This is a genomic window from Adlercreutzia shanghongiae, assembly GCF_035830635.1.
Taxonomy (GTDB): domain Bacteria; phylum Actinomycetota; class Coriobacteriia; order Coriobacteriales; family Eggerthellaceae; genus Adlercreutzia; species Adlercreutzia shanghongiae.
In genome coordinates, this window is the sequence record NZ_JAYMFI010000001.1 from 425,688 (window position 1) to 450,564 (window position 24,877).

Genomic DNA, 24,877 nt, shown 5'->3' on the forward strand with positions numbered 1-24,877 from the left:
GGAGGAACGCCTTGAACGAACTTGCCGTACTTGACGCCATTCAGCTCATGCACACGCCGTGGCTCAATTCTGTGGTGGCCGCTTACACGAGCACGAGCAACGCCGGGCAGATCTGGATTCTGCTCGGATTGGTGCTCGCCCTCATTCCCAAGACGCGAAGGCTCGGCATCGCGGTTCTTGTCGCACTCGTGATCGGCGCTGTAATCACCAGCGGCATCATAAAGCCGCTGCTCATGCGTCCGCGCCCCTGCGATGTGAATCCCTTTGTGGACATGATCGTCCCCCGACCCCACGGCTCGTCGTTTCCCTCGGGGCACACCACCGCGGCTTTCGCCGCCTTCGGAGCCCTTCTGTTTTCGAAAGGCCCGCGCCCGCTCGTCATCGCCGTGGGCATCGCCGCAGCGCTCATGGCCTTCACGCGTCTGTACTGTTATGTGCACTATCCCACCGACGTGCTCGCCGGCCTTATCGTCGGCCTTCTAGCAGGCCTTGCCGCCGCCAAGATCGTTGAATCCATCGTTCAGAGAAGACACCGGAAGCGAGAATCCGCCGTCTAGATTCCTTCTCTATCTAATCAACTGCTCAATGCCACTATGCTCATTCGGCCAATATCTCCTTCCCCTTGTTCCCTTATTTTTTCCCTTATTCCCTTATTTTTCGTTATTGTGAAAAGAAACAGGAAAGGGGCCACAATGGATCGTCCAACATTTGAATCAATTCTCCAGCAAGGCGAATCCTCAACGGTAGAGTTCAAACGTTGCGGCGGCACACCAAGCCATGATACGCTGGAGACAATCTGCTCGTTCGCGAACCGAAGCGGAGGCAGCATCTTCCTGGGTGTGTCAGCTATGGGCGAAGTCCTGGGCATACCATCAGGCAGCACGCTCGAAATTGAGCGGAATCTCATCAACTGCACGTACAACCCCAATCTTTTCAACATGCCGCCCAGTCTCGAATTCGAGCAAATCGAATTCGATGGCAAAATCGTGTTGCGCGTCTGGGTGCCTCCCACCCAGGGCGTCTTTCGACTAAAAGGCCACGTGCTGGACCGGTTGGCAGACGCTGATGTGGAGCTTAAGAGCGACACCCAAATTGCCGCTCTCTACTTGAGGAAGTACGCCATTTTTACCGAACAGCACATCTTTCCTCATCTGCGCATGGAGGACCTCGATTCCTCGCTTATCGACCGCTGCCGCAAGATGGCAGCAGGTCGCAGGCCAGGCCACCCTTGGACGAACATGAATGACATTGAGCTTTTGCGAAGCGCCCAGCTCTACACGAGAGATATAGAAACCGGCGCTGAAGGACTCAATCGCGCAGCAGCGCTGCTCCTGGGAAAAGACGAAGTCGTTCTAGCCGCGTGCCCCGCCTATAAGACGGACGCCATCTATCGGCACGATCAGCCGGACCGCTACGACGACAGAGAAACCGTGAGAACCAACCTCATTGATTCCTACGACCAGCTCCATGCGTTCTGCGCAAAGCATCTTCCTGACCCCTTTTACCTTGAAGGCAGCCTTCGAGTGAGCGTACGAGATATCGTCGTGCGAGAAGTGGTCTCGAATGTTCTCATTCATCGCGAGTTCACGAGCCCCTTTCCCGCTAAGCTCATCATCGATGAGGTTGGATTGAGGACCGAAAATGCCAGCCGCGCTCTCTTCGAGGGACGGCTGACACTTTCCGATTTCAATCCCATGCCCAAAAACCCTATCATTGCGAACTTCTTCGTTCAGATTGGCTACGCCGAAGAGCTGGGAAGCGGCCTGCGCAACCTAGAAAAGTACTCGAAGCCCTTTTTGGGAGGCGATCCGGTATTGGACGAGGGGGACATTTTCCGGACGCTTGTGCCCCGAAAAGCGAAATCCATAGAAGCAGTCAGCGCCGCCAAGGCTCCAAAAGAGCAAACCCGGTTGAGCATACTCGCGCTGTTGGAAAAACGAGGCTCTCTGTCAGCTGTCGAGGCCGCCACCGCAGTGCACGTCACCTCAAAAACCGCAGCGAAGTACCTTAAAGGACTCGTCGAAGAAGGCCTTGCGGCTCCCGACGGCAACACAAGAACAAGACGCTACTATCGCACAGAAATCTCCAGGAGCAATTGAGAGAGATACCGTAGAGGGGCCTTGCCGACGCTTTTCCCTACCGAACGGGAACAGATGCGGCCGCCTTTTGACTTGTAGTTAGCTCCAAGGTTTATGGTAGGACCGTTACCGTTGAAAGGATGTGCCATGGCCAAGCCCAAAGTGTTCTTCACCCGTGAGATCACGCCGGAAAACGTCGTATTGCTCTACGAGATGCTGGGCGTGAAGCTGCCCGGAAAGGTGGCCGTCAAGGTCCACTCCGGAGAGAAGGGCAACCAGAACTACCTGCGTCCCGCCTTCATGAAGCCGATGATCGAAGAAGTTGACGGCACCATCGTCGAGTGCAACACCGCCTACGACGGCGCCCGCGACACCACCGAGAAGCACGAGAAGCTCATGGCCGAGCACGGCTGGTCGGAGCTATTCGACGTGGACATCATGGACGCCGAGTGCGAGGATATCATCTTTCCCATCGAGAACGGCCGCGTGCTTTCCGAGAACCGCGTGGGCGGGCACATGGCCAACTACGCGAGCATGCTCGTGCTCTCGCATTTCAAGGGGCACCCCATGGGCGGATTCGGCGGCGCGCTGAAGCAGCTGTCCATCGGATGCGCCTCGAACAAGGGCAAGGTGAACATCCACACGGCCGGCGCCACGCTCAACCAGGGCGAGTTCTGGGAGAAGCTGGCCGAGCAGGACGACTTCCTGGAGGCCATGGCCGAGGCCGCCGAGACCGTGGTGAACCACTTCGGCAGCAACCTGGCCTTCGTGTCCGTGGCCTGCAATCTGTCGGTTGACTGCGACTGCTGCGCCGTGGCCGAAGACCCCTGCATGGCCGATATCGGCATCTTCGCCAGCCTGGATCCCGTGGCCATCGACCAGGCCTGCATCGACGCCGTACTGGCCTCCGACGATCCCGGGCGCGACCATCTGCTGGAACGCATCAACTCCAAGCACGGCACCAAAATCATCGACGATGCGGCGCATCTGGGCTACGGCAGCAAAGACTACGACCTTATCGTGGTGGAAAAAGGCCAGGTCGTCGACCAGAAGAACTTCACAACGACGGAATAGGGCCCCAAGCCCGAACAATCAAGAGAGCCGGTGCCATGGCGTCGGCCCTCTTTTCTCGTCTGTCGATGCGTCTACAGGGCCGTGATCTCGCTGTCCTCAAGGCCGACGAGACGCAAGGGACGCAGACGGTTGTAGGCAGCGTCGAAGACCGTCTCGCCCACCGTCCCATCTTCAGAAGAGCTTTCAGGTTCGGTCTGTTCCGCCCAATAGGCCACCTCGGAAAGCAGCACGGCGTCCACCTTGGCGAACTCGGAGAGCGCCTCAGCCATCTGCGGGTAGAGCACCGCCGTCTTGGAGCGGCGCGCGCTCTCAGCGAACAGCGGCAACCAGTTCAGCATATGCTCGGTCAAGAAGCGCTCCTGCCGGCGCAGCAGCTCGGCAGCGTCATTAAGGCGCCCCTCACGCAGGACCTCTACGCTGCGGCGCCCCAGCGCCGCCATGAAATCGACCATGATGGCCACATGGTCGTCGGGCGTATGGCCCTGCATACGGGCACGCAGGCCCGCCTCTTCATAGGCACGGCGCACCACAAGGGTGTTTTCCTGGAAAAACCATGCCTCGTTGGATACATAGGGCGACTCCCAAGGAAGCGCTTCGGGTTGGCCGGGGCCGATGAGCAGGCGCGTATACTCGCCGCGAGCCCCCTCGACAAGCGCGTCGCGGTCTCCCGCCGACAACGTGGCGAGCAGGGGCGCCACCTGGCTGAGCGGGGCGCTTTCGCTACCCAATATCTCGAAAGCCCCACGCGCCTCGTCGCTCATAAGCTCATCAAATAGCTCTGGCGTCGGCGCGCCGCCGAACAACTTATGGAACAGCAGGTACGCCTCAGCGCGGGCGGCCAAAAGCTCGTTTACGGTGCGCATCTCATCGTTCATAGCGCGGCCTTTCTACGAAAAGGGCCCGCCCAAACGAGCGGGCCCCAAGGGAGGGAGGGCAACTTACAGCGTGATCTCGTGGAAGTCTCCGTCAAGCGACGTCTCGCGCAGCTTCATAAGAAGATTCGGCGTCGTGGTATCGGCAGCAGGCATGAAGGGAGCCGCGCTGACCAGGCCATCACCGTACTTCGCGCGAAGGTCGTCCATCTCGCCAAAGTCCAGAGCACGCAGTGGGCAGGAGGCCACGCACACCGGCAGCTCGCCAGCTTCGCGCAGAGGGCGGCAGGTATCGCACTTGGTGACGATGTTCCAATCCTCGACGTATTGCGGCGCCTCGTAGGGGCAGGCCTTCACGCAGGTCTGGCAGCCGATGCAGGCCTCGTCGTCGTGCTGCACGGTGCCGTCCTCGTCCTTGTACATGGCGCCGGTCGGGCAGTTGGCCGCGCAGGCCGGGCTCTCGCAGTGGTTGCAGGACACCGAGAGGAAGCTCATGGCCGTGTTCGGGAAGGTCCCCTTCTCGAACAGCGTTACACGGCGGGGCTTCGGGCCCGGCTTCTGCAGATCGAAGCGATCCTTGCAGGACACCTGGCACACCTTGCAAGACATGCAGCGGGTGCCGTCGAAATAGAATCCCAAGCTCATGATTGTCTCCTATTCTGCCTCGCCGGCACCGGACAGGAACGGCTCGCGCTCGCAGTCGGGAACCAGCGGCTCGCCGTCATACTTCTCCACTTCCACCAGAAGAGTGTTGTAGCCATCGAGCTGCTGGAAGTAGTTGCTGTGCACCGGGCCGTAGAGAATCTGCTCGGCGCCGCCGCGGTCGATGATGTCGTCGGGGTCAGTCTCGTCGAAAACGCTGTGAGGGCCGTGGGGCACGCAGATGACGCCCGGCATCATGGAGTTCCACAGCGCCGCCTGGCGCAGGGTCTTGCCGTAGGGGCTTTTCACCAGCACCGTGTCGCCATCGGCAATGCCGCGCTCGGCCGCGTCCTCGGCATTCATAAACACCGGATTCGTAAAGGCCTCCTGCAACCAGGGAAGGTTGTCGAAGCGCGTGTGGGCGCGGCGGATGTAGTGAGCGGTGTAGGCCTGCAGCGGGTAGTTGCCCTTGACCTTGCCGGCCCAGTCCGTGAAGGACTCCTCGTAGCCGTTCACCGGCACGATGTAGTTCGCATAGGGCTTAATGGGCTCAGGGTTGATGCCCTGCACGTTGTAGTTGTCGGCCTTCAGCTGGCAGTACAGCTCCCATTTGCCGCTCTTGGAGGGCAACGGGTGGCCCTCGGGATCATCGATGAAATCCTTGTAGCCGATGTAGGTGTAGCCGTCGCCTTCGGAGCGCTTCACCTGGAACTTGCCCGCGTGGATGAACTCGTCGAATGTCATCTCGCCGTCGTGGGTCTCGTTGTCCACGCCGTACTTCGCGTTGTCCTCCTCGGTCCACTTCAGAATCTTGTTCCACGTCTGGCCGTCCTCGGAGACGTACTCGGAGTTGGCGAAGTGGTCGAAATAGAAGGTCTTGTTCGACTCGTTGAACGCCTCATCGGGGTTCTTGCCCAGGCGAGTCAAAAGCTCGCGGAACACCCATTCGTCAGTGCGGGACTCAAACGCCGGCTTCACGAGCGGCCAAGCCGACACCATGGTGTCCTTGCGGTAGGCTGTGCGCAGCGGCGGCCAGCACAGAGGGCCGAAGTCCGGATCGTCGTTACCCTCCAGCGGCGTGGAGATGGGCAGGATGATGTCGCTGAACTGCACGGTGATGGACGTCTTCATGTCCATGGCCACGCACATGTCCACCGAGCGCATGGCCTTGATGGCGCTGTTGGCATCCATGCGAGACTGCACGAAGTTGTTGTTGTAGGCGAACATGATCTTCGCGTTGACCGGCATCTCCTTCTTCTCATGGAAGGTGACTCCGATATCGGTGAGACCATTGTGATTAATCGGGCAGGTGGAGAGGTAGGAGCCCTTCAGAATGGCGTCATAGAAGCTGGCGCCCTCGATGTTGGCATTCTCGATGGGGTTGGCCAAATACCCGCGACTGCGCACGTCCGGGCTCTGGAAGAGCCAGTCACCCGAGTCGGCGATGTCAAAGGAGTAAGCCACCGCGCAGGCGTTGCCGCTCTTGCCCATGTGTCCGCCCATGGCGCCCACAGTGAGGAAGGCCTGGGGGAAGTTCTCCGCACCGTTGCAGCGGGAGGGCGCGTAGCTGTGCAGCAGCATGACGTTGTTCTTCTTGCCGCACATGCGGGCGAACTCAGTGATCTGCTCGACCGGGGTGCCGCAGATCTCGCTGGCCCACTCCGGCGTCTTGGGGATGTTATCGTAGGCGCCTTTCACGTACTCGCTGATGCACTCGTTGAGCTTGGCGTCGGCGGGCATATTGTCAAGGGTGAAGCCGACGGTGTACTTCTTCAGGAAGTCCCAATCGACGATGTCGCCCTCTTCTTCGTCAAGACGGAGCATCTCGTACATGACGGCGAGCAGGAAAGCCGTGTCGGTGCCGGGGCGCATGGGAAGCCACTCGGCGCCGTACATGACGTTGGTCATGCTGCGCTCGGGAGAGACCGTGACGAACTTCACGCCCTCCTCTTCGGCCAGCTTAAACAGCCACGGAGCGCCGGACATCTGGCTCCAGGCAGGGTTGCTGCCATAGAGCACGATGTAGTCGGCGTTCTTCATATCGTAGCGGTCGTTGGCACGCTGAATATCCACGTGGTCGCCCCACACGACGTTCATGCCCAGAAGTTCGGGGCGGAAGGCGTAGGTGCCGAAGGACTCGGTATCGGCCAGGGTCACACAGCCGCCGAGGGAGTATAGGAAGTTGGCGCCGTCGCGGGAATAGCGCCAGGCGTTGGCCACCACGGCGGTGGGGCCATAGTCGCGGTAGACGCGCTCGAGCTCGCCGGCAACCAAATCGAGGGCCTCATCCCAGCTGATGCGCTCCCACTCGTCACGCCCGCGTAGCTCGCCATGGGCGGCATCGCCGCCACCGGGTTGCCAGTTCTTGCGCTTCATGGGGTACTTCAGGCGATCGACGCCGTAGAGCTCCTGACGGGCGGAACGGCCCTTGGGGCAGCCGCGCTGCTGGAAGAAGCCGAGCTCATCGGAGCCGTCGCCGTTGTCGTCGGTCTTCTGGCGAACGACGACACCATCCACCACATAGCCCATATTCACGCAGGTGCCGTTGCAGTTGCAGCTGCAACGCATGGGCAGCCACTCGCCCTTGCCCTCTAAAATGGCCGCGTCGGACTCCACCACATGGGCCGCGCCGGCCGCTGAGCCGCCGGTCTCGGCCGTCTCCGTCTGGGCTTTCGGCGCACAGCCCGCAAGACCCGCCGCGGCGGTGGCAGCAGCCGCGGCCGCGCTTGCCTTCAAGAAGCTGCGGCGCGTAGAGGCCTGATTCAAAAGTGCCATGTCTCCTCCTCTGGTTCTTTCCTCTCATGCCCCGGAGCGCCTCTCTGCGCGCTTCCGGGCTCTGCGGCCATTATTCTCCGCATAGTACTTGCGCGGAATCCGCCAAACCCGTAACATCGTATAAGCCTGAAGCTAATACACGGAGGGGGGTCCGCTATGCTCAGCCGAAGAGTGGAGACGTTTGTCAGCGTGGCCGATTTGGGCAGCCTCTCGAAGGCCGCCGCCGCGCTCTATTTGGCACCGGTGTCGGTAAAGCGACAGATAGACGGCTTGGAATCGGAGCTCGGCGTGAAGCTCTTCACGCGCACGAAGCAGGGAGTGCGCCTCACCGAGCCCGGCCGCATCTTCTACGACGCGGCCCAAAGGCTCATCGCCGAGGCCGCCCAAGCGCGCACGCTCACCCGGGAGGCCGCCCGCGCCGAGAGCTACACCGTGCGCATCGGCACCTCGCTTCTGCGCCCCTGCACCATCGTGACCGATCTGTGGGCCTCCCAAGCCCACGACGCTGTCATCGACGCGCAGATCCTACCCTTCGACGACGGCAACACGGGCATCGACGACCTCAGCGCGAGCCTCGGGCGCGACATCGACTGCTTCGTAGCACCGTGCGACTCGGCCAAATGGCACGAGGAGTGCAGCGTGCTGCTTTTAAGCACCATCCCTTTGACAATCTCGCTGCCCAAGACCCATCCGCTCGCCCAAAAAGAGGAGCTCACCTGGGAAGACATTGAGGGTGAGACTCTCATGATCCCCCGAGCCGAAGGCTACGCCGTACTCGCGGCTCTACGTCAGGACATCGCGGACAATCATCCCTCGGTGAGCATCGTCGACAGCTCGGCCCACACAGCCATGGACACCTTCAACCAGTGCTCCCGCGACAACTGCCTCATGCTCAGCTTTCCCATCTGGAAAGACGTGCACCCCATGCTCACGACCAGACCGGTCCAGTGGCCCTACCGCATTCCCTACGGTATGGTCTATGCTGCCAACCCCTCCCCCGCCATGGAGCTATTCGCCGACGCCCTCAAGCGCGCCTTAGCCTCTTAAGATCGGGCCACCCAGTCGACGATCTCGCGGACGCGGGGCGAAGCGTCTTCCCGAGCAAGCAGATAGAACGAGGCAGTAGCCTCGGGCTCGTCGATGGGCACTCTCACGCGCTCGGGAAAGGCATAGCGCATCACGGGAATGTCCGTCACAAAGATGGGCAGCGGACTTGCGGCGGCCGTCTGCAGGTAGACTTCTCGGTCCTTCTGAAGGAAGAAGTGGGAATGCGGCATGTAGCGGCGGTGAAAATCGTGCCAGACACCGATGTCCTCGAGAAGCAGGAAGTCCACGCCGTCGATATCACTGAAGTGCACCGACGACCGCCTAGCGAGCGGGTGATCGGGCGGCACGGCGATGGAAAGCGTCTCGGTCATGAGCAGCGTGTTGGTAACGACCGGCAGAAGAAACGGCTTTCGCGAGATGCCGAAGTCGATGGAGCCGTTCAGCACCCGCTGCTCGATCTCCCGCTCGTCAAGGGTTTCCGACTCGAGAACGTCTCCAGGGAAGCGCTCGATGATCCGAGCCGTGAGGTTCCACAACGGCGCCGGCGCGCAGGTACCCACGCGCAAAGCCCGCGAACGACGAGCAGCCTCGTCTACCACGTCGAACAGCCGCTGAGCCTCACGCAGCACAACGTGGCCCTGCTCCACCGCCGCCCGGCCCGCGGTGTTGAGCGCTACGCGATTCTTCCCCCGGTTAAACAGCGGCGCGCCCAGCTCGGCCTCGAGCCGTTGGATCGACCGGCTGAGCGCCGGCTGCGACAGAGCAAGGCGCGATGCCGCCTCCGACATCGTCCCGCACTCGGCCACCGTCACCAGCTGCCGTATCTGCTCGATATCCATTGCCACCGTCCTCGCGCGCGCCAATATCATCTCGTCTGTATAAGCTATGCGTATTGTGCATGGTCACTCGTTTGAAGCGCATTGTACATCACATGTCTTCGCGAGCAGAATATCCCTTGAAAGCAGGAAACTCTCGCCCACCCTCGTCTAAGGAGCAATTTTCCATGAACAATCTCGGCTTCGGCACTATGCGCCTTCCTTTGAGAAGCGACGATCCCACCGATTTCGACTACCCGCAGCTCAACCAGATGGTCGACGCCTTTCTGGAAGCTGGCCACACCTACTTCGACACGAGCTACGTCTACCACAACGGCAAGAGCGAAAAGGCCGTGCGGACTTCCCTCGTCGAGCGTCACCCGCGAGAAAGCTTCACTCTTGCCACCAAGTTCCCCACCTTCATGAACGTCGCCGAAGACCAGATCGAGGGCATCTTCGCCCAGCAGCTTGAGAACCTGGGCACCGATTACATCGACTACTACCTGCTCCACAACGTGCAGACGGTGCTCTACGACGGCATCGATGGCAAGGGCGGCGTTATCCCGGCCACGCATCTTTTCGACCACGCCAAGGCCTGGAAAACCGCCGGGCGCATCAAGCACCTGGGCATTTCACTGCACTCTTCGGCCGCTCTGCTTGATCGTGTGCTGACCGAGCATCCCGAAATCGACTTCGTGCAACTGGCCGTCAACCCCATCGACTGGGACAGCGAGTTCGTTCAAGCCGCCGAATGCTACGAGTGCGCGCGTCGCCACGGCAAGAAGGTCGTCATCATGGAAGCTGTCAAGGGCGGCGGCCTGGCAAAGCTGCCTGAAGAAGCCGAGCGACTGCTGAAGGCAATCCGTCCAGAGAAGTCCATCGCGAGCTGGTCGCTGCGCTTTTGCCTGGAGATGGAGGACGTCATCGCCGTTCTCTCGGGTATGAGCGACCTTGAGCAGATGCGCGACAACCTTGCCACATGCGCCGAAGCCGAACCGCTCTCGAATGAGGAGCGCGCGGCGCTGTGGAAAGCCATGGCCATCTACCGCGCGAGCGCGCCGATGACCCCAGACGAGATGCAAGCCTATCGCGGCATTCTGTGGAACGGCGTTCCCGCAACGGCCATTCTGCAGGCCTGGGCCATGTGCGTCATCCAGCCCAACCCCGGTTTCGCCGACGACAACAACTACTTCAAGAACGCCCTGGCCGAATGCGCCCACCTCGATATCGCAGACGATCTTCCCGCCTGCCCCGTAACGCTACCCAACGGCGAAGATGGCACGGCCGCAGTAGAGAAGGCGGCCGCATGGCTTAAGGAGCATTCGTTCTAGGCAGCACCCGCCATTTCCCTTGCAACCGACCGAGAGGAGTTCCCATGATCAACTTCAAGCTTTCCAACGGCGTCGAGATTCCCGCTTTGGGCTACGGCGTCTTCCAGATGTCCTCAGCCGAGGTGCGCGAACACCTGCCCCAGGCCATCGCCTGCGGATTCCGCCACATCGACACCGCCAACGGCTACTACAACGAGGTGGCCGTGGGCGAGGCGGTGCGCGCGTGCGGCATTCCCCGCGAGGAGTTCTTTATCACAACGAAGCTGTGGCCCCGCGATTACGGCTACGAGGACTGCCGGCGCGCCATCGACGTGTCCCTGGAGCGCCTCGGCATGGACTACGTCGATCTTATGCTGCTGCATCAGCCCTACGGCGCCTATACCGAGGCGTGGCGGTCCTTGGAAGAGGCACTTGCCGCCGGCAAGGTGCGCGCCATCGGGCTTTCCAACTTCCCGCGGCATAAGTTCCAAGAAGTCATGGACGTTGCCACCGTCACGCCCCAGGTGGCGCAGGTGGAGTTGAACCCGCGCTGCAACCAACATGCTCTGAAGGAGTGGCTCGAGCCTTTGGGTGTCGTTTTAGAGGGTTGGTATCCGCTCGGCCACGGCGATACCGAGCTTTTAGAGATTCCCGCCATCGTCCAAGCTGCGAAGGCCCATGGCGTCACGCCGGCCCAGGTGTGCCTGCGCTGGGCCATCCAGGAGGGCAACGTGGTCTTTCCCAAGACGTTGAACCCCGAGCACATGCGCGAGAACCTCGCCGTGCTCGACTTCGAGCTGACGGCCGAGGAAATGGCGGCCATCGACGCTATCCCACAGGCGCCCTACTACGCAGTGCCCGAGGAGGCGCCGGCCTTCATCAACGAGATGCCGCCCTTCGACCAGCAGATGTAAACTGTCCTCACCCGAAGAAAGGAATTCCCATGGCTGACTTCAATCCCCTGTTCGGCATCGGCGAGGCCAACGAGGCCTACGCCCAGTACTTTGTCGGCGAGTCCTTCCTGAACCCGCTCACCGACCCGGCCCAGACCCAGTTCATCGCCAACGTGAGTTTCGAGCCCGGCTGCCGCAACAACTGGCACATCCACCACGCTCAGACCGGCGGCGGGCAGATTCTGCTCGTCACCGACGGCCGCGGCTGGTACCAGGAGTGGGGCGAAGAGGCTCGTGAGCTTGTTCCCGGCACTGTCGTGTACATTCCCGCCAACGTGAAGCACTGGCACGGCGCCGCCAAGGACAGCTGGATGGCCCACGTCGCCTTCGAGGCCCCGGGCACCGGTTGCTCCAACGAATGGTGCGAGCCCGTCACCGATGAGGAGTACATCGCCCTGCCGTAAGACGGCTGAAGGAAATGCGGCACATGCCGCGTCAACCGGCGAAGAGGCCCCGCCAGCTTCAGAAAGCGGCCGGGGCTTCTTCGCCGTCAAAGCACGGCACGGGATCTTGCGAGCCCTCATGCAACTCTGCGATGCCCTTCACCTGGGCGTCTGTCAAAGCGCGGGCAATGCGAGCGACGGCGTAGACGCCGAAGACGGCCGTGTAGACGGCAAGGCTTTCCTGGGCGCTTGCGCCGCCGCCGAGGGCCGAAGGGGCGAGCATGAGCGCCACGTGCACGTACGCAAGCGCGAAAAACGGATAGGCCCATCTCTGGACGCAGGTCCAAGTATCGGACTTCATGCGACGCTTGACCGCATGCAGCGAAGTCACGCCCAGAACGAGAATCAGCACCAGCAGAGCCATGGCCACGACAAAGGCAATCGCCACGTTGCCCCGAGCGCTGCCCGCAAGCAAGCTTGCGACATAGGTTCCCAGATACGAGGCCATATGCCCTGCGGAGAGCAAGCAGGCCGCAATGGAAAGCTCGGCGCGCACCGGACGCAGCCAAAAGGACACCCGCGATGTGCGCGGAAAGCATCCGATGAACATGACCACGGTGAACAGCGCTAGGGCCAACATGCACTTCTGCACGAGCATGAAGAGCGGCACCCACAGCCCGTAGGGCACGCCGATAAGCTCGGCAGCCAGGTACACCCCATCGACGACAATCGCGAATACATAGAGCACGGCGGGATGATCGTGAATGGGTCGCTTCAGCAAGAAGCAGGCAAGCACCGTCAGAGCCAAAACCAAGGCGAAGGTCATGACAGCTCCTCTTCCAACAGCGCGCGATTCTCTTGAATATAGCTCAAGGCAATCTGGGTAATCGCCGGATAGAAGGGCAGCCTCGCGAACTTTCGCACACGGTCGAGAAGGCGCGGCACCCAATTGAGCAGATGGCCGTCGATGAACGCCGCCTGAGCCTCCATGAGCCCCCGCGCGTCCCCATCGGCCTTAAGCGCTTCGGCGATACGGCCGCTCAAGTGCGCCATGAACTCGAGTTCGAAGACCAAATGATCTTCGGGAACGTTCAAGTCTTGGGGAATTGCCAAACCGTGGCGACGGTACACGCGCACGGCATCGTCGCGGGAATCCTGCATGAGAATGCCCTCGGGCGAGGTGTATACGCTTTCGTAAGGCACGGCCGTCTCTCCCTCGTAAACACCCGCTGCCAGGAAGATGCGGGCGTACTCGACCGCAAGATCCTGTCGGGCACTAGCGCCTCGGCGAGCAAGGTAACGGCGCATGGCGGCACAGGCATCAGCCATGTCAGACCCATCGTCTGGATAGGAAAACCCGCTTTCTGCGAGTCCGTCAATCTGCTCCTCGGTAAGCTCAAGATAGAACACACTGCTCAAAAGGCCGTAGAAGGCCTGAGCGTTTTCGAAGAAGTCGATAGTTTCCCTTTGCGTCATGGACAGCCCCCATCCGAAAAGAGAGGGACGGGCCGCAAGATGGAGGGGAGGAAATCTCGCGGCCCGCCCAAAGCGGAACGTTACTCGGCGTTGCTCACCTGGACGGCGTCATCGCTTACCCAGGTTGCGTACTTAGGCGATAGCAGGTAGATGGTTGAAGGACCGTTGCCCGTATCGGCCAGTTGATGGCGGTCGGCCTCATCGTAAGCGGCAATGGCCTTGGACGCATCGCTTTCCGGATCGTCCAAGTCGCCGTAGAAGCGGGCCTCGCCACAGCAGGCCTTCACGCAAGCGGGCAGATCGCCCTTATCCGTAAGAGGCTTGCACAGCGTGCACTTGCCCACCAAAGACTCGGCTTCGTTGAAAGCGCGAACTCCGTAGGGGCAGGCCGACAGGCAGGATTTGCAGCCGATGCAGTTCTCCTGCTCGATCAGCACGATGCCCGTCTCCTCATCGCGATAGGAGGCACCCGTGGGGCACACCTCCACGCAGGGGGCGTTCTCGCACTGCTGGCACAGAGTGGGCAGCCAGTACTGCTCGATGTTCGGGAAGGTTCCCATGGGCCCGACCACTTGCACACGGCCCCAGTACTGCCCCAGAGGGACATCGTTCTCTTGCTTGCAAGCGACCTCGCAACCGAAGCATCCGATGCAGCGGTTCAGGTCGACGACAATGGCGTTACGCGTCATAGACGGCATAACCTCCTCCCGTTTCCTCGGTTACCTCGGGCAGCCACGGCGTGAACTCCGTGGGGCTCACCCACACGCCCTCCGGAGCGCTATCGGCCTTCGTCACCTTCACAGTGAACCCGCGCAAAGTGTACGTGCCGAACTCCGGGTTGTAGGGCTTGTCGTTCTTGGTGAGCATGTTGACGTTCATGGCCTTCCAAGCACGGCTCGGATCATCGGAGTCCAGAAGCTCCGGATTCCAGAAGCGCTCCTGATAGATGACCTTGGGCGCAATGCCCTCGGTCACATGAATGCGACCCTGAATCTTGCCGCGACGGCTCTCCACGAAGCACCAGTCGCCCTCTTCCACGCCGATCTCTGCGGCCGTGACCGGGTTCACCCAGGTCTGCGGCACCGGATACAGCTCGCGCATCCAGGGGACGTTGCGCAGCGTACCGTGATGGTACATCGGCACGCGGCCCTCGGTGAGCACGTAGGGGAACTCCGTGTCGGTGATGGGAGACTCCGCCGGTTCCTCATACTGGGGCAGCGGCAGGTAGTCGACCGACGCCGGGGGCAGCGGGTACATATCCCAGAACGACGCGCCCTGCGGACCGCCCGTGCGACCGGTGATGGTCATGGCCTCGGCATAGGGCTCCATGCGATGGGAGTTGGTGGCGAAGCCCGCCGGCAGGCCTGTCTCAGGGTCGACCTTCTCATAGCTCTCATATGTGGAGGTAATCCACTCCGCCATGGGCATGAACTCGGCGGGGAGCTTCTCGCAGCACTCATCCCAGCTCCACTGCTCGCCAAAGGACTGGCTCATGAAAGCGGCCAGGTAGCCCTTGTACTCGTCGTAGGTCTTCCAATACGGGCCCGCAGCGCCGCAGTTCTCCGCCTCGAAGGCCATGGCGGCCTCCTTGTGGCCGCGATCGGCCAGGGCGGACACGATCCACGACCAGATGAGCGTCTCGTCCACGTGCTCGAAGGTGTGCACCACGTCGCGGCGGATGAGCCACACGTTGCAGCGGTCGGCACCGTAGGCGGTCTCCAGCCATTCGGCCGTGGGGAGAATGAGGTCGGCCAATTCCACAGAGGTCGTCGTAGGATACATGTACATGTGGACGATGAACTTCATCTTGTTCATGGCCTCTTTGAATGTGGCCGCATCGCCCACCATGGCCAGCTTGTTGCCGGAGCGGTCGATCCACATCTCGGGCTGGTAGGGCTCGCCGGTGTTCATGGCCTCCATGATGGTGGGGATGTGCGAGGCCATCCAATAGTTCAGACCCTTGTGCTCGATGATGCCCAGACGGCGGCTCACCACTTCCTCGGAAGGAGAGAGCGGCGTGGGGCCGAACAGGTTGAACGGGAACAGGAAGTAGGTGCCCAACGACTGGTTCTTGCGGCTCTGGATGGTATTGCCCTGGTGGCACGCATTGCCCATGAGGGACTCAATGATGGTGACGGCCTCGGGCACCTGAGCCGACTGCGCGTACTGGTCGGTGGCAACACCGATAGAGATGCCGGAGTGCGGAGCACCCTCGGCGTAGATCTTCACAGCCTCTTCAATGGCAGACGCCTCGCACCATGTGACCTCGGCGGTTTTCTCCAGCGTCCACTCCTGGCAGTTCTCCCATACCGCGCGGAAGGCCGTGCGGCTCTTCTTGCCGTTCACCTCGAACTCGCCGTCGAGCACCGGCTCGAGCGCGTCGTCCTGAGGCCAGGGCATGGCCTTAGCGGAGTTGGACTTGGCATCCCACACCACATAGTCGGTCGCCTCGCCCAGCCCGAGCTCGTCGGCGTGATAGAGCAGCATGGTCTCCTCGTTGATGAGGAAGGGCAGGTTCGTCCACTTCACGCACCAAGCCTCGTCGTAGAGCTTGTTCTCGATGATATAGCGCGCCCAGCCATTGGTCAGGGCCACATCGGTGCCGGGGCGAACCGGCAGCCACACATCGGCCTTGGCGGCATCGGGCGTGAAGCGCGGGTCGACGACCACGGTCTTCATGCCCTTCATGCGGAGGTTGTTCACGGCGCGGCCGCCAGAGGGCACGTGGCTCTGAGACGGATCGGTACCCCACATGACCAGGCAGGTCGGTACCGTCTCGTCGTAGTAGATCTCGCCCACGGTAGAGTCGGCGATAGATGTGTCGTTGCAGCCGTTCAGCATGGGCTGAGTGCACATGCGGGGCAGGTAGCACTGGGCGCAGCCCGGCTCGAAGAAGTTGCCGCCGCCAAAGGCCTGCAGGAAGCGATGGAGGCCGAAGAACTGCGGGTTTCCGCCACCGCCTGTAGAGATGACGAGCTTCATCGGGTCTTTCTCGTAAATCTCCATGAGGTTATCGGCGATCGTGTCGATGGCTTCTTTCCAGGAGATGCGCTCCCACTGGTTGGCACCACGCTCGCCCACACGCTTCATGGGATACTTCATGCGGTTCGGGTTGTACAGCGCCTGAATGCCCGCAAGGCCCTTCGGGCACACACGGCCCTTGGACATGGGATCAATAGGATCGCCCTCGATCTTTACCACGCGGCCGTTCTTCACATGCACCAGCACGCCGCAATTGGAGATGCAGGCACGGCAGGAAGAATGGACGATCTCTGCCGCCTCTTCCTCTGGCGCCTCCTCGGCCCCCGTGTCGGCCATGTCGGTCTGCTCCATGTTGGAGCAGCCGGCAACCGCACAGGCTGCAGCAGCCGCACCGGCCACGGCGAGGAAATTGCGCCGCGTCAGCGTTGCATTGCTCATAGGCTTTTCCTCCTCTTTCCTCTCTCTCGATTCTTCCGCAGATCGCTAGCGCCCAACGAGCGCCCGGCCCTTTTCCGTCGCGATCCACGCCTTTCCATTCCACGCGAGCGCGCCGACCGATTCGAGCGAGCCCGTGAAATAGCTTGCATGGAGGCCATCGATACCTCGGGCAGCCTCGGTTTCCAGCAGGTCGTTCCCTTTGAGAAGCTCCTGCAGCTGTCGCGTGGTCTTTCCCTGCTCCTCCGCGCACCACCCGAGCACGGCGCGGAATGCGTCCTCGCGCGAAGGGTGGGCCTGGGCGAGTCGCTCGAAGGACCGCTCGTCAGACACGGCCGAGGCGGCTTCGGCACCTGCCTCTGTCGCCTGGACGAACACGGCGATCTGAGCGTCTTCGGGAATCGCCTCATCGGCTTGAAGTTCCTCAAGGGCGCCCTCGTAGAGATCCCCGTCGACGAATGTGCGGCGAGCAAGGGCTCCTGCGCGAACCATGGCGTCCACCATGGCGGCGCCGCTGAGAATCTGCGCTTTGGAGATACGTCGCTCCTCGCAAAAGCTCTGCGCTTCTTCGACCGTGCGCTCCTTGGCGCAAAATGCGACGAGCGAGCAGTACAGCTCGCGGTAAGCGGGATTGCCCTCGATCACATCGCGCACGCGCTGCTCGTCGGTTTTCGCCATCGCCATTGCGCATCCCCTCCTCGTCTTTTCGACCACCTCATGTCGACAAAGCGAATCTTAGGGATTTCCCCTGTCGGAAAAATCGTCCATCGTGAGCGAAAAGACAGCGCACGTGCAATTCACTCAAAATGAGTGCAGCGCTTTACCTGGGAAAACGCTATTCTGCTTGCTCTCGCACCAAGTCGAGAAGCTCTTGGCGCGAGTGAACGTCAAGCTTGCCGTAGATGCGTCGAATGTGCGAACGAACCGTGTTGAAAGAGATGAACAGCGCATCGGCAATAGCCTTTGCGTCCTTGCCGAGCACCAGAAGCTCAAGCACATCCACCTCGCGAGAGGACAGGCCGTAATCGATGCCCATAATGGCGCAGAGCCGTTGCAGTGAGGCTTGGTAACCATCGAGGGCATCGGCCCCCGTGGCAGCCTCGATCGGCGCCCCGCCATTCCGAGATTCCCCCTCCGCGATACCGATTCCGGCGTCAAGTCCTTCCTCAGCAGAAGACGACCGACTGTCGGCGGGCTCCATGAGCCGGACGATGTCGTCGCGACGCAAGAGGAAAAGACTGCCGGCGACGCAGAGAATGATGGCCGCGGCCATGACGAAGGACAGCAGGCCCTCGGGCATGCCCATATCGTAGATAAGCGCGCCAACGCCCACACCAGCCGTCGTGCCCAGACACGCAGCGCCAAAGCCCAGCCCCACAACGCGTACGGCATCGACCCCCGAACGAAACGACATGCGACACAAAAGCGCCCACAAGCAGATGCAGGTAACGCCGAACAGCACCGAGGAGACATCGCCCATCACCGTCGCGTCCACATTCACCAAAGCAAGTACGAGCACGACGAGCACGGCGGTGATGAGCAGCCAGTAACAGAGCGTGCCGAAGGCCGCGTCGCGCGGCGAGGCCCATGCCGCCACGATTACCAACAGCCCGACGAGCACGAGCCCCAAAGCCACGATGCAACGCGAAACCGCAAAGGCGCTCGGCTCAATGAGGGAGGGGTAATAGCCCCGCGTGAGACTCAGCAGGAAAAGCGACATGGCGGCAAATACGGCGAGCCGCACAAGCGTCGCGGACAAAGACGGCGTGGCCTGGTCGAAGGAGGCAGATTCTTCCGCTAACGCAGCAGCAGGATCTTCCAAGTTCAGGGTAAACACCGCCAAGGGAATGAGCAGCACAAGAATCACGGCAGCGGGAATTACCAAACCGCACAGCACGAGCATGGTCGCAAACGAGTAGACGAGCACGCCAAGAAGCAAGGCCGCGCCCATGCCCATCAGCATGCTCCTGCTTTCCACCTCGGAGAAAACGATGGCGAGGCGAAGAGCCACGAGCGCCGTCATGCAACCCGTAGCGGCCGCGCAAGCCGCGATCGGCAAGGCAGGTACCGAAGACCCGTTGAGCACAACAAGCGTCATGGCCGCGGCAATACAAGAGGAGATGGCCAGGGGCCTTGGCGCGAGCAGATGACGCCGCGTCCAATCTGGAACAAAGCTCAAGACCATGAGCGTCACCCCTAAGGCGAGCGTCGAGTAAACGAAGGCGCTTGCCGTCGACTGCTGCGACGCCCCGCTCTCCCCTAGCGACAGATCAGTGCTGTAGATGAGCGTAATCCAAGCAATCCACAGCCCTGCACCCACGATGCCGAGCGACGGCACACGACCCCCTCGAAAGCTTGTATCCAGATTCATAGCCCACCCTCTATGTCCTTTGCGCCTCATTGATAGTCCGAGTATAGGTTTACCCGCGCTTCCGCCCAATCGTTCATTGTGAGTGAAAAGAAGGAATTCACATTCAAACGTCCAGCTCACCATCACCCTCAGACATCATCATCGGGCAATCATGCATCTTGTAAATAGTCTAGCAATTTACTAGACTTCAATGTGCGCTGAATCTTCCCCGCTTCCGTCGTGCAGCGGTCGGGGAATGTGTCTCATGCACCGGGCAGGTCGAGAGTGGCGCACGGCCCGCCGACCGCGAGAAAGGTGTATCATGGGCGTGATCAAAGCCGTATGCACAAGCAACATCAAGGGAATACAGAAAACCGAGCAGGACGTTATCGAGCTCAGGCCCGAATGGGGCATCGAGGGCGACGCCCATGCCGCACCCTGGCACCGTCAGGTAAGTCTGCTGTCCTTCGAGCAAATAGAAGCCTTCAAAGAGCGCGGTGCCGATGTGAGTAACGGCGCCTTCGGCGAGAACATCATCGTGGAGGGCTTCGACCTGAAGAGCCTTCCCATCGGCACCCGCTTCGCTTGCAACGATGCGGTTCTGGAACTGACCCAGATTGGAAAGCAGTGTCACGCCCATTGCGCCATCTATCATCAGATGGGCGATTGCATCATGCCCCGCGAGGGCGTCTTCTGCAGAGTCATCGAAGGCGGCTCTATCGCCCCCGGCGACGTCATTTCTGTTATCGAGCAGCCTTAGGGCGTCCGTTGATACGTTAGCCAGGCCCGCAAACGCCTTGAAGCCGACCTCTCAACTGCGTAACCTCCCAACTGCGTAATTACTGCGTACGCACGAATTCCGGTCCTATATCGCTCGATTTCGGCGTACGCAGTAATTTGCAAGAATTAAAACATTGTTTTCAGAAAAGGTTTTTTCATATTTCGTTTTTTCATGATAACCTTGCCTGAAACCAAGGTTTGGAGGCCCCATGTTCAGCATCACTATTGCCGAGGCAAGCAAGAAGCTCGGAGTCAGCACGGAACGAGTTCGCCAGCTCATCGGAAACGGCTCCCTGGCGGCGGAGCAGCTGGCCGGCATATGGCTGATCGACGAGGGAAGCATCGCCGCGCGCTTAAAGAACAATCCCGGTCCCGGACGCCCAAGCTCCAAGGCAAAACGCGCTCGTGCGGCAAGATTCATGCTCATGAGTCGCAACCACGAGGTGCTTGCTTTTGCGTTCGACGCCGCTACCGGCGAGTTCTTCGATGCTGATGAGATCATCGATGCGAAGCGCGCGCCCTTATCGGTCATGTCCCCCCGAGGCACCAAGGCCTCCAGCGCCGCTTTGTCCTATTGGTGGGCCCATCGCACCATTCCCAAAGCTCGCCAGGGCATTGAGGCGAAGCTCGCGGAGCTCGGTATCGCCGACACCTACGACCTTCCCTTCAAAAGCATGGGCCTTTCGCTATCGGACCAATACTGGATCAAACCCTACGACAGCGACATCAACTGGCACGACATCAACTTCTTCGAGAACGACTTCGCAGAGGCGAAGGTGGAGGATTGGATGGCCGACGTGGGCCTCGACTCGCCTGACAACACCTCCGACGGCGTGCTCTCCAAGCGCTGGGTGTGCCGCGATGGCGTGCGCACGCTGCTCAAAGGCGGCACCTTGCTTGAGCAAGAGCCCTTCAACGAGGTCATAGCCACTGAGCTTTTTTCACGCATCTTAAGCGAAGGCGACTACGTCCCCTACCGTCTTGAAGAATGGGGCAATGGCTATGTCAGCTCCTGCCCGAATTTCGTCGGCCCCACCGAGGAGCTTATTCCCGCCTATTACGTGAACGATGTCCTGCCCCGCGCCTCCCACCGGGACAGCTACCGCCATTACGTCGAATGCTGCGCCGCGCTTGGTGTTGAGGACATCGAGACGGCCCTTGGCAAGATGATTATCTGCGATGACATTATGGCCAACACCGATCGCCACTGGCGCAACTTCGGCTTAATCCGCGATGTGGAGACGCTGGAGTACCGTCCCGCACCCCTGTTCGACACGGGGTCGAGCCTGTGGTGCCGCGTGCTCACCCGCGAGCTTGCCTACACGCCCTTCGTTGTCGATATGCGGCCGTTTTACGAAGATGCGAGACAGCAGCTCCGCCTCGTAAACGATACGTCGTGGCTCGATTTGGACAAGCTTTCCGGATTCCCAGAATGGGCCGCTGACTTCCTCGACGAGAATCCCTCCCTGTACGGGCGCACCGATTTCGTATTCGAGGGACTGCAGCAGCGCATCGACTTTCTCCGGGTGCTCTTCGGCTAACAATTGAAATCCTCACCTTTTTTCTTTACTTTATTACAGTAGAGTACTATAGTGGTCGACGCATTGCCGACGACCCGGCGGTGCCGCTTTGCCTGGCCGCGCATCCCAGCGCATCCGGGCAAAGCGCCGCACGAGCACCATGAAGAAGGAGCCGCCATGAGCACGCCCTACGAGAGCCCCGAAGGGCTTGATCCCGCCACTGCCCAACCGACCCTGAAGCGCCAGTTCGGCCTGCGCGAGGCCGTCACCATCACCGTGGGAACGGTCATCGGTGTGGGATTGTTCACCACCGGTGGCAACATCGTGGGACTCATGGGGCCCTCGGTCATCGTGGCCACGCTCGTGGCCATGCTCGTCTCTATCTACCCTGCCCTGCTCTACGCCGAGATGGGCGCCGCGCTCCCCTACGCCGGCGGCACCTACCAGTATGCGGGCCTCGGCCTGGGTCGCCCCTTAGGCATGCTTGCAGGATGGAACTTCATCATCTCGCTTGTGGCCGTCACCGGCGGCGAGGCCTTGGCCTTCGCCTACTACTTCAAGACCATCTTCCTCGCCTTCGGCATCGAGTTGCCTCTACCCGATGTGGCCCTCGCCTGCCTGGCCCTTCTGCTGTTCATCGTCACCAACGTGGCCGGCGTGAAAACCACCGGGCGCTTGCAGAACGGCTTTATGTTCTTCTTCTGGGGCGTGGCGGCCATCTGGTTTATCACCATGATTCCCAACGTGAGCCTGCCCACCTTCGTGACCGCGCCCGACTTCCTGGGATCCATGGACGCCTTCGGCTTCATCGCCGCCGTGGCCATGATCTGGTGGTGCTTCGCCGGCTTCGAGACCTGCTGCGGCATGGGCGAGGAAATTCGCTACCCTTCCATCAACATCCCCCGCGCGCTGAAGCTGGCGCCCTTCATCATCTTCGCCGTCAACGGCGCCTTCCAGTGGTTCCTTGTGGGCATCACGCCGGTGGATGCCATCCCCGCCCTGGCCGATGCCGCTGCACCCTACGCTGATGCCATGATCTCGGCGGGCATCCTCGGCTTCCCGCTGGCACTGCTGGCCCTGGGCGTGGCCTTCGGCGGCGACTTCTCCACGCTGAACGCCTCCATCGCCGTGCCGCCGCGCTACCTGTTCACCATGGCCCGCGACGGTGCCATGCCCAAGATTTTCGCGAAGGTGCACCCGCGCTTCCGCACGCCCTATGTGGCCATCATCGCCCTGGGTGCCCTTTCCATTCTGCTCGTGGCCACCTCCACCCTAGACTTCATCGCCTCGCTGTCGCTGTTCGCCGACTTGTTCTACTACATCATCGGCATCGCGGCCGCCCTGGGTCTGCGCCGCCGCATGCCCGATCTGAAGCGCCCATTCCGCGTGCCCGGTGTGGCCGTGGGCGTGCCCGTCTCCATCATCATCTACGCCATCATGATGAGCCAGCTGGGCACCGAGCCTTTGGTGGTGGGCGCCATCTGGTGCGTACTCGGGCTGGTGGTGTTCTACCTCTGCCAGGCGCGCTACGGCAAACCGGCGCCCGTCTCGGTGGCCGAGGCGCTCCCCGGCGCCGACGAGCTGCCCGATGCCGCCGAAGCCGCTTCCATGGATCGCGAGTACCGCATCTGGAAGATTGTCGTCGGCATCGCTGTCGCCGTCGTCGCCCTGCTCTACATCGCGCCCATGCTTGTGGGGTAAATCGAGTAAAAATGCATCAAAACAGACGATAGCGGTGCAGATTGGGATGGAAGCAGCCAAGGGCGCTATTTTGCGGACACTTCCTTGTTTACCATATCGATGAGCTCCTCTTTCGAATGGATGCCGAGCTTTTGATAGATGTGCTTGATGTGGGTAGCCACCGTGTTGGTGGAAATAAACAGCTGCTCGCGAATATAGGGACGCGTTCGCCCTTTGGCCAACAAAGCCGCAATCTCAGTCTCCCTATCGGACAAGCCGAAACGGCTTTGGAGCTGCAAGCACGCACGTCCAATGGCCTCGTCCACGGAATCAATCGTCAACGAGGAGCCAACCGGTGAAGAGCCCTCTGTCACCGAATCCTTCTGCGGAACGGCAATCATCGCCAACGCCACCAGGGCAATGAGCAGCAGCCCCGCAAAAGACGTATCGCCCGAATCCGCCATGCCCGCCCCGGCGCTTCCCAAAAGATTGCCGACAAGCACGCCGACCTGCACGAACCCATTTGCCAAGCCCAGGCAAAGGGGCGCTGAGGCGCCGCGAGTTTTCGCAAGGGACAAAACGAACAGGAACAGCAGCACCTCAATCAGCGTGTCGCAGGTCGAATTGATGACGTTGGTTCCAAAGCGTGCAAGGGAGCCCGGAAGAAGGAACAGAACGAGGGACACGATCAAAAACGGCATGACCCATCGAAAGAGCCCCGAGAAACTCACGCGCTTCGAGAAGAGCACCAAAAGGACGGCGAAAAGCACAGCAGCGGAATTCGCGACGAGCGACGTCAGGTCGTAATTCAGCACCTTGAAGGCCTCGCTTGAAGAAAAGTTTGCCGCCTCCCACCCGATCACCAGATAAATGACGAACAGGAGCGCCGAAACCCTCAGCAGATACGGCATCCAGGCTCGATTCGCCCGACGCTCCGATACGCCCGCGCTCCTCGCTTCTGAGCCGAAAGCAGGCTGCGCGGTCGCATCGCCGTCAGGGGCAGATGCCGCGCCGTCCTGCCTGAAACAAGCGATGAGCATCAGGCCCGAAATCAGCGGAAGCGCTGCGACAACCACAGCCGCAACCTCCGTTTGCAGAGCGGGAACGACCAGGGCGCAGAGAACCGTCACAAGCGTGGAGAGCGGTATGGCCGCCTCCAACTCCTCTATATCGACCGGCGCAAGCGCCATGGCCCACAGGATGCTCAAAAGGGCGTAGCCGACGCCGGTCAGCACGCCTCCACCCACAACGGCCGCATCCCCCAGAGCGGAACCGAACAGGGAGAGCAGCGTGCCTAAGGAAAGAGCAAGCGAGGCAAGAAGCGGCAGAGAGGAACGGGGCCTCACCGAACTGCGTCGAGAAGCGAGGCCCCCGACGAAAAAGGCCACGGCGACGGTCACGGCGGACACAAGCCAAGAGCCGTCAGCGTTGATTGAAATGCCCGAGGTGTCGAAAAGGGTCGGCGTGTCGTAGATGCAGTAAAGCCACGCCCATACAAAGCCGATGCCGATATGCCGCAGCTTGAAGGCGCTCTCGATTCTGCTTAGCAGAACCCCCACACCATCTCCCACGTTCGCTCCCATCCGACGATTTTCCTCCCCATTCACAAGAAGAAGTATAGCAACTTGCCGCTTTCAAACGCCCAGAAAGCCCTGTTTAGGGCATCACCCACGAGAGGTGATATTGCGAATCGCCGCTCCCAGGG

Annotated in this window: 21 protein-coding genes; 10 read left to right on the forward strand and 11 right to left on the reverse strand. The window is 61.0% G+C overall.

Annotation, left to right across the window (positions count from 1 at the left end):
• The first annotated feature begins 11 nt into the window (after positions 1 to 11).
• The 3 genes from VJ923_RS01890 (at position 12) to VJ923_RS01900 (ending at position 3,152) form a co-directional block, all read left to right on the forward strand.
• Positions 12 to 557, forward strand: coding sequence for a phosphatase PAP2 family protein (locus tag VJ923_RS01890; RefSeq protein WP_326437955.1), 546 nt, complete (start codon positions 12 to 14; stop codon positions 555 to 557).
• A gap of 135 nt (positions 558 to 692) precedes the next feature.
• Positions 693 to 2,099: an RNA-binding domain-containing protein gene (locus VJ923_RS01895; RefSeq protein WP_326437957.1), complete on the forward strand. Its 1,407-nt coding sequence runs from the start codon at positions 693 to 695 to the stop codon at positions 2,097 to 2,099.
• Between the two features lie 126 nt (positions 2,100 to 2,225).
• Positions 2,226 to 3,152 carry a DUF362 domain-containing protein gene (locus VJ923_RS01900; protein WP_326437959.1) on the forward strand — a complete coding sequence of 309 codons (927 nt, stop codon included), beginning with the start codon at positions 2,226 to 2,228 and terminating at the stop codon, positions 3,150 to 3,152.
• Positions 3,153 to 3,223: 71 nt separating this feature from the next.
• Here the strand turns inward: VJ923_RS01900 and VJ923_RS01905 are convergent, their stop codons facing one another.
• From VJ923_RS01905 to VJ923_RS01915, 3 genes are all read right to left on the reverse strand, one after another.
• Positions 3,224 to 4,027 carry a TorD/DmsD family molecular chaperone gene (locus VJ923_RS01905; protein ID WP_326437961.1) on the reverse strand — a complete coding sequence of 268 codons (804 nt, stop codon included), beginning with the start codon at positions 4,025 to 4,027 and terminating at the stop codon, positions 3,224 to 3,226.
• Positions 4,028 to 4,090: 63 nt separating this feature from the next.
• On the reverse strand, positions 4,091 to 4,669 hold the full coding sequence (locus tag VJ923_RS01910; protein ID WP_326437963.1) for a 4Fe-4S dicluster domain-containing protein: 579 nt from the start codon (positions 4,667 to 4,669) through the stop codon (positions 4,091 to 4,093).
• Between the two features lie 9 nt (positions 4,670 to 4,678).
• On the reverse strand, positions 4,679 to 7,441 hold the full coding sequence (locus VJ923_RS01915) for a molybdopterin-containing oxidoreductase family protein (RefSeq protein WP_326437965.1): 2,763 nt from the start codon (positions 7,439 to 7,441) through the stop codon (positions 4,679 to 4,681).
• Between the two features lie 156 nt (positions 7,442 to 7,597).
• On the opposite strand from VJ923_RS01915, the gene VJ923_RS01920 reads away from it, so the two are divergent.
• Complete coding sequence (locus VJ923_RS01920) at positions 7,598 to 8,488, forward strand: LysR family transcriptional regulator (protein ID WP_326437967.1); 891 nt, start codon at positions 7,598 to 7,600, stop codon at positions 8,486 to 8,488.
• On the opposite strand, the gene VJ923_RS01925 is transcribed toward VJ923_RS01920, so the two are convergent.
• Entirely contained in the window at positions 8,485 to 9,327 is an 843-nt protein-coding gene (locus VJ923_RS01925; protein WP_326437969.1) for a LysR family transcriptional regulator, read from the reverse strand. The genes VJ923_RS01920 and VJ923_RS01925 overlap by 4 nt on opposite strands.
• Before the next feature lie 164 nt (positions 9,328 to 9,491).
• Here VJ923_RS01925 and VJ923_RS01930 point away from each other — a divergent pair, with 164 nt between their 5' ends.
• Genes VJ923_RS01930 through VJ923_RS01940 form a run of 3 tightly spaced genes read left to right on the forward strand, consistent with a single transcriptional unit; the run spans position 9,492 to position 11,970 of the window.
• Positions 9,492 to 10,634 (forward strand): aldo/keto reductase, encoded by a 1,143-nt coding sequence (locus tag VJ923_RS01930; protein WP_326437971.1) that lies wholly within the window; start codon positions 9,492 to 9,494, stop codon positions 10,632 to 10,634.
• A gap of 44 nt (positions 10,635 to 10,678) precedes the next feature.
• A complete protein-coding gene (locus tag VJ923_RS01935; RefSeq protein ID WP_326437973.1) occupies positions 10,679 to 11,527 on the forward strand; it encodes an aldo/keto reductase in 849 nt (282 codons plus the stop codon).
• A gap of 29 nt (positions 11,528 to 11,556) precedes the next feature.
• The gene (locus VJ923_RS01940) at positions 11,557 to 11,970 is read left to right on the forward strand and encodes a cupin domain-containing protein (protein WP_326437975.1); all 414 of its coding nucleotides are present in this window, start codon (positions 11,557 to 11,559) and stop codon (positions 11,968 to 11,970) included.
• Between the two features lie 58 nt (positions 11,971 to 12,028).
• Here the strand turns inward: VJ923_RS01940 and VJ923_RS01945 are convergent, their stop codons facing one another.
• From VJ923_RS01945 to VJ923_RS01970, 6 genes are all read right to left on the reverse strand, one after another.
• Complete coding sequence (locus tag VJ923_RS01945) at positions 12,029 to 12,775, reverse strand: hypothetical protein (protein WP_326437977.1); 747 nt, start codon at positions 12,773 to 12,775, stop codon at positions 12,029 to 12,031.
• Positions 12,772 to 13,425 (reverse strand): TorD/DmsD family molecular chaperone, encoded by a 654-nt coding sequence (locus VJ923_RS01950; protein WP_326437979.1) that lies wholly within the window; start codon positions 13,423 to 13,425, stop codon positions 12,772 to 12,774. The genes VJ923_RS01945 and VJ923_RS01950 overlap by 4 nt, the downstream gene beginning before the upstream one ends.
• An 80-nt stretch (positions 13,426 to 13,505) precedes the next feature.
• Positions 13,506 to 14,114 (reverse strand): 4Fe-4S dicluster domain-containing protein, encoded by a 609-nt coding sequence (locus VJ923_RS01955; protein ID WP_326437981.1) that lies wholly within the window; start codon positions 14,112 to 14,114, stop codon positions 13,506 to 13,508.
• Entirely contained in the window at positions 14,104 to 16,845 is a 2,742-nt protein-coding gene (locus VJ923_RS01960; protein WP_326437983.1) for a molybdopterin-containing oxidoreductase family protein, read from the reverse strand. The genes VJ923_RS01955 and VJ923_RS01960 overlap by 11 nt, the downstream gene beginning before the upstream one ends.
• Before the next feature lie 45 nt (positions 16,846 to 16,890).
• On the reverse strand, positions 16,891 to 17,526 hold the full coding sequence (locus VJ923_RS01965) for a hypothetical protein (RefSeq protein ID WP_326437985.1): 636 nt from the start codon (positions 17,524 to 17,526) through the stop codon (positions 16,891 to 16,893).
• A 151-nt stretch (positions 17,527 to 17,677) separates the two neighbouring features.
• A complete protein-coding gene (locus VJ923_RS01970; RefSeq protein ID WP_326437987.1) occupies positions 17,678 to 19,213 on the reverse strand; it encodes a response regulator transcription factor in 1,536 nt (511 codons plus the stop codon).
• Between the two features lie 301 nt (positions 19,214 to 19,514).
• Here VJ923_RS01970 and VJ923_RS01975 point away from each other — a divergent pair, with 301 nt between their 5' ends.
• The 3 genes from VJ923_RS01975 (at position 19,515) to VJ923_RS01985 (ending at position 23,193) form a co-directional block, all read left to right on the forward strand.
• Positions 19,515 to 19,952, forward strand: a complete 438-nt coding sequence (locus VJ923_RS01975) for an MOSC domain-containing protein (protein ID WP_326437989.1) — start codon at positions 19,515 to 19,517, stop codon at positions 19,950 to 19,952.
• A gap of 229 nt (positions 19,953 to 20,181) precedes the next feature.
• A complete protein-coding gene (locus VJ923_RS01980) occupies positions 20,182 to 21,513 on the forward strand; it encodes a helix-turn-helix domain-containing protein (protein WP_326437991.1) in 1,332 nt (443 codons plus the stop codon).
• A gap of 156 nt (positions 21,514 to 21,669) precedes the next feature.
• Entirely contained in the window at positions 21,670 to 23,193 is a 1,524-nt protein-coding gene (locus VJ923_RS01985) for an APC family permease (RefSeq protein WP_326437993.1), read from the forward strand.
• A gap of 65 nt (positions 23,194 to 23,258) precedes the next feature.
• Here the strand turns inward: VJ923_RS01985 and VJ923_RS01990 are convergent, their stop codons facing one another.
• The gene (locus VJ923_RS01990; protein ID WP_326437995.1) at positions 23,259 to 24,755 is read right to left on the reverse strand and encodes a response regulator transcription factor; all 1,497 of its coding nucleotides are present in this window, start codon (positions 24,753 to 24,755) and stop codon (positions 23,259 to 23,261) included.
• Positions 24,756 to 24,877 lie beyond the last annotated feature (122 nt).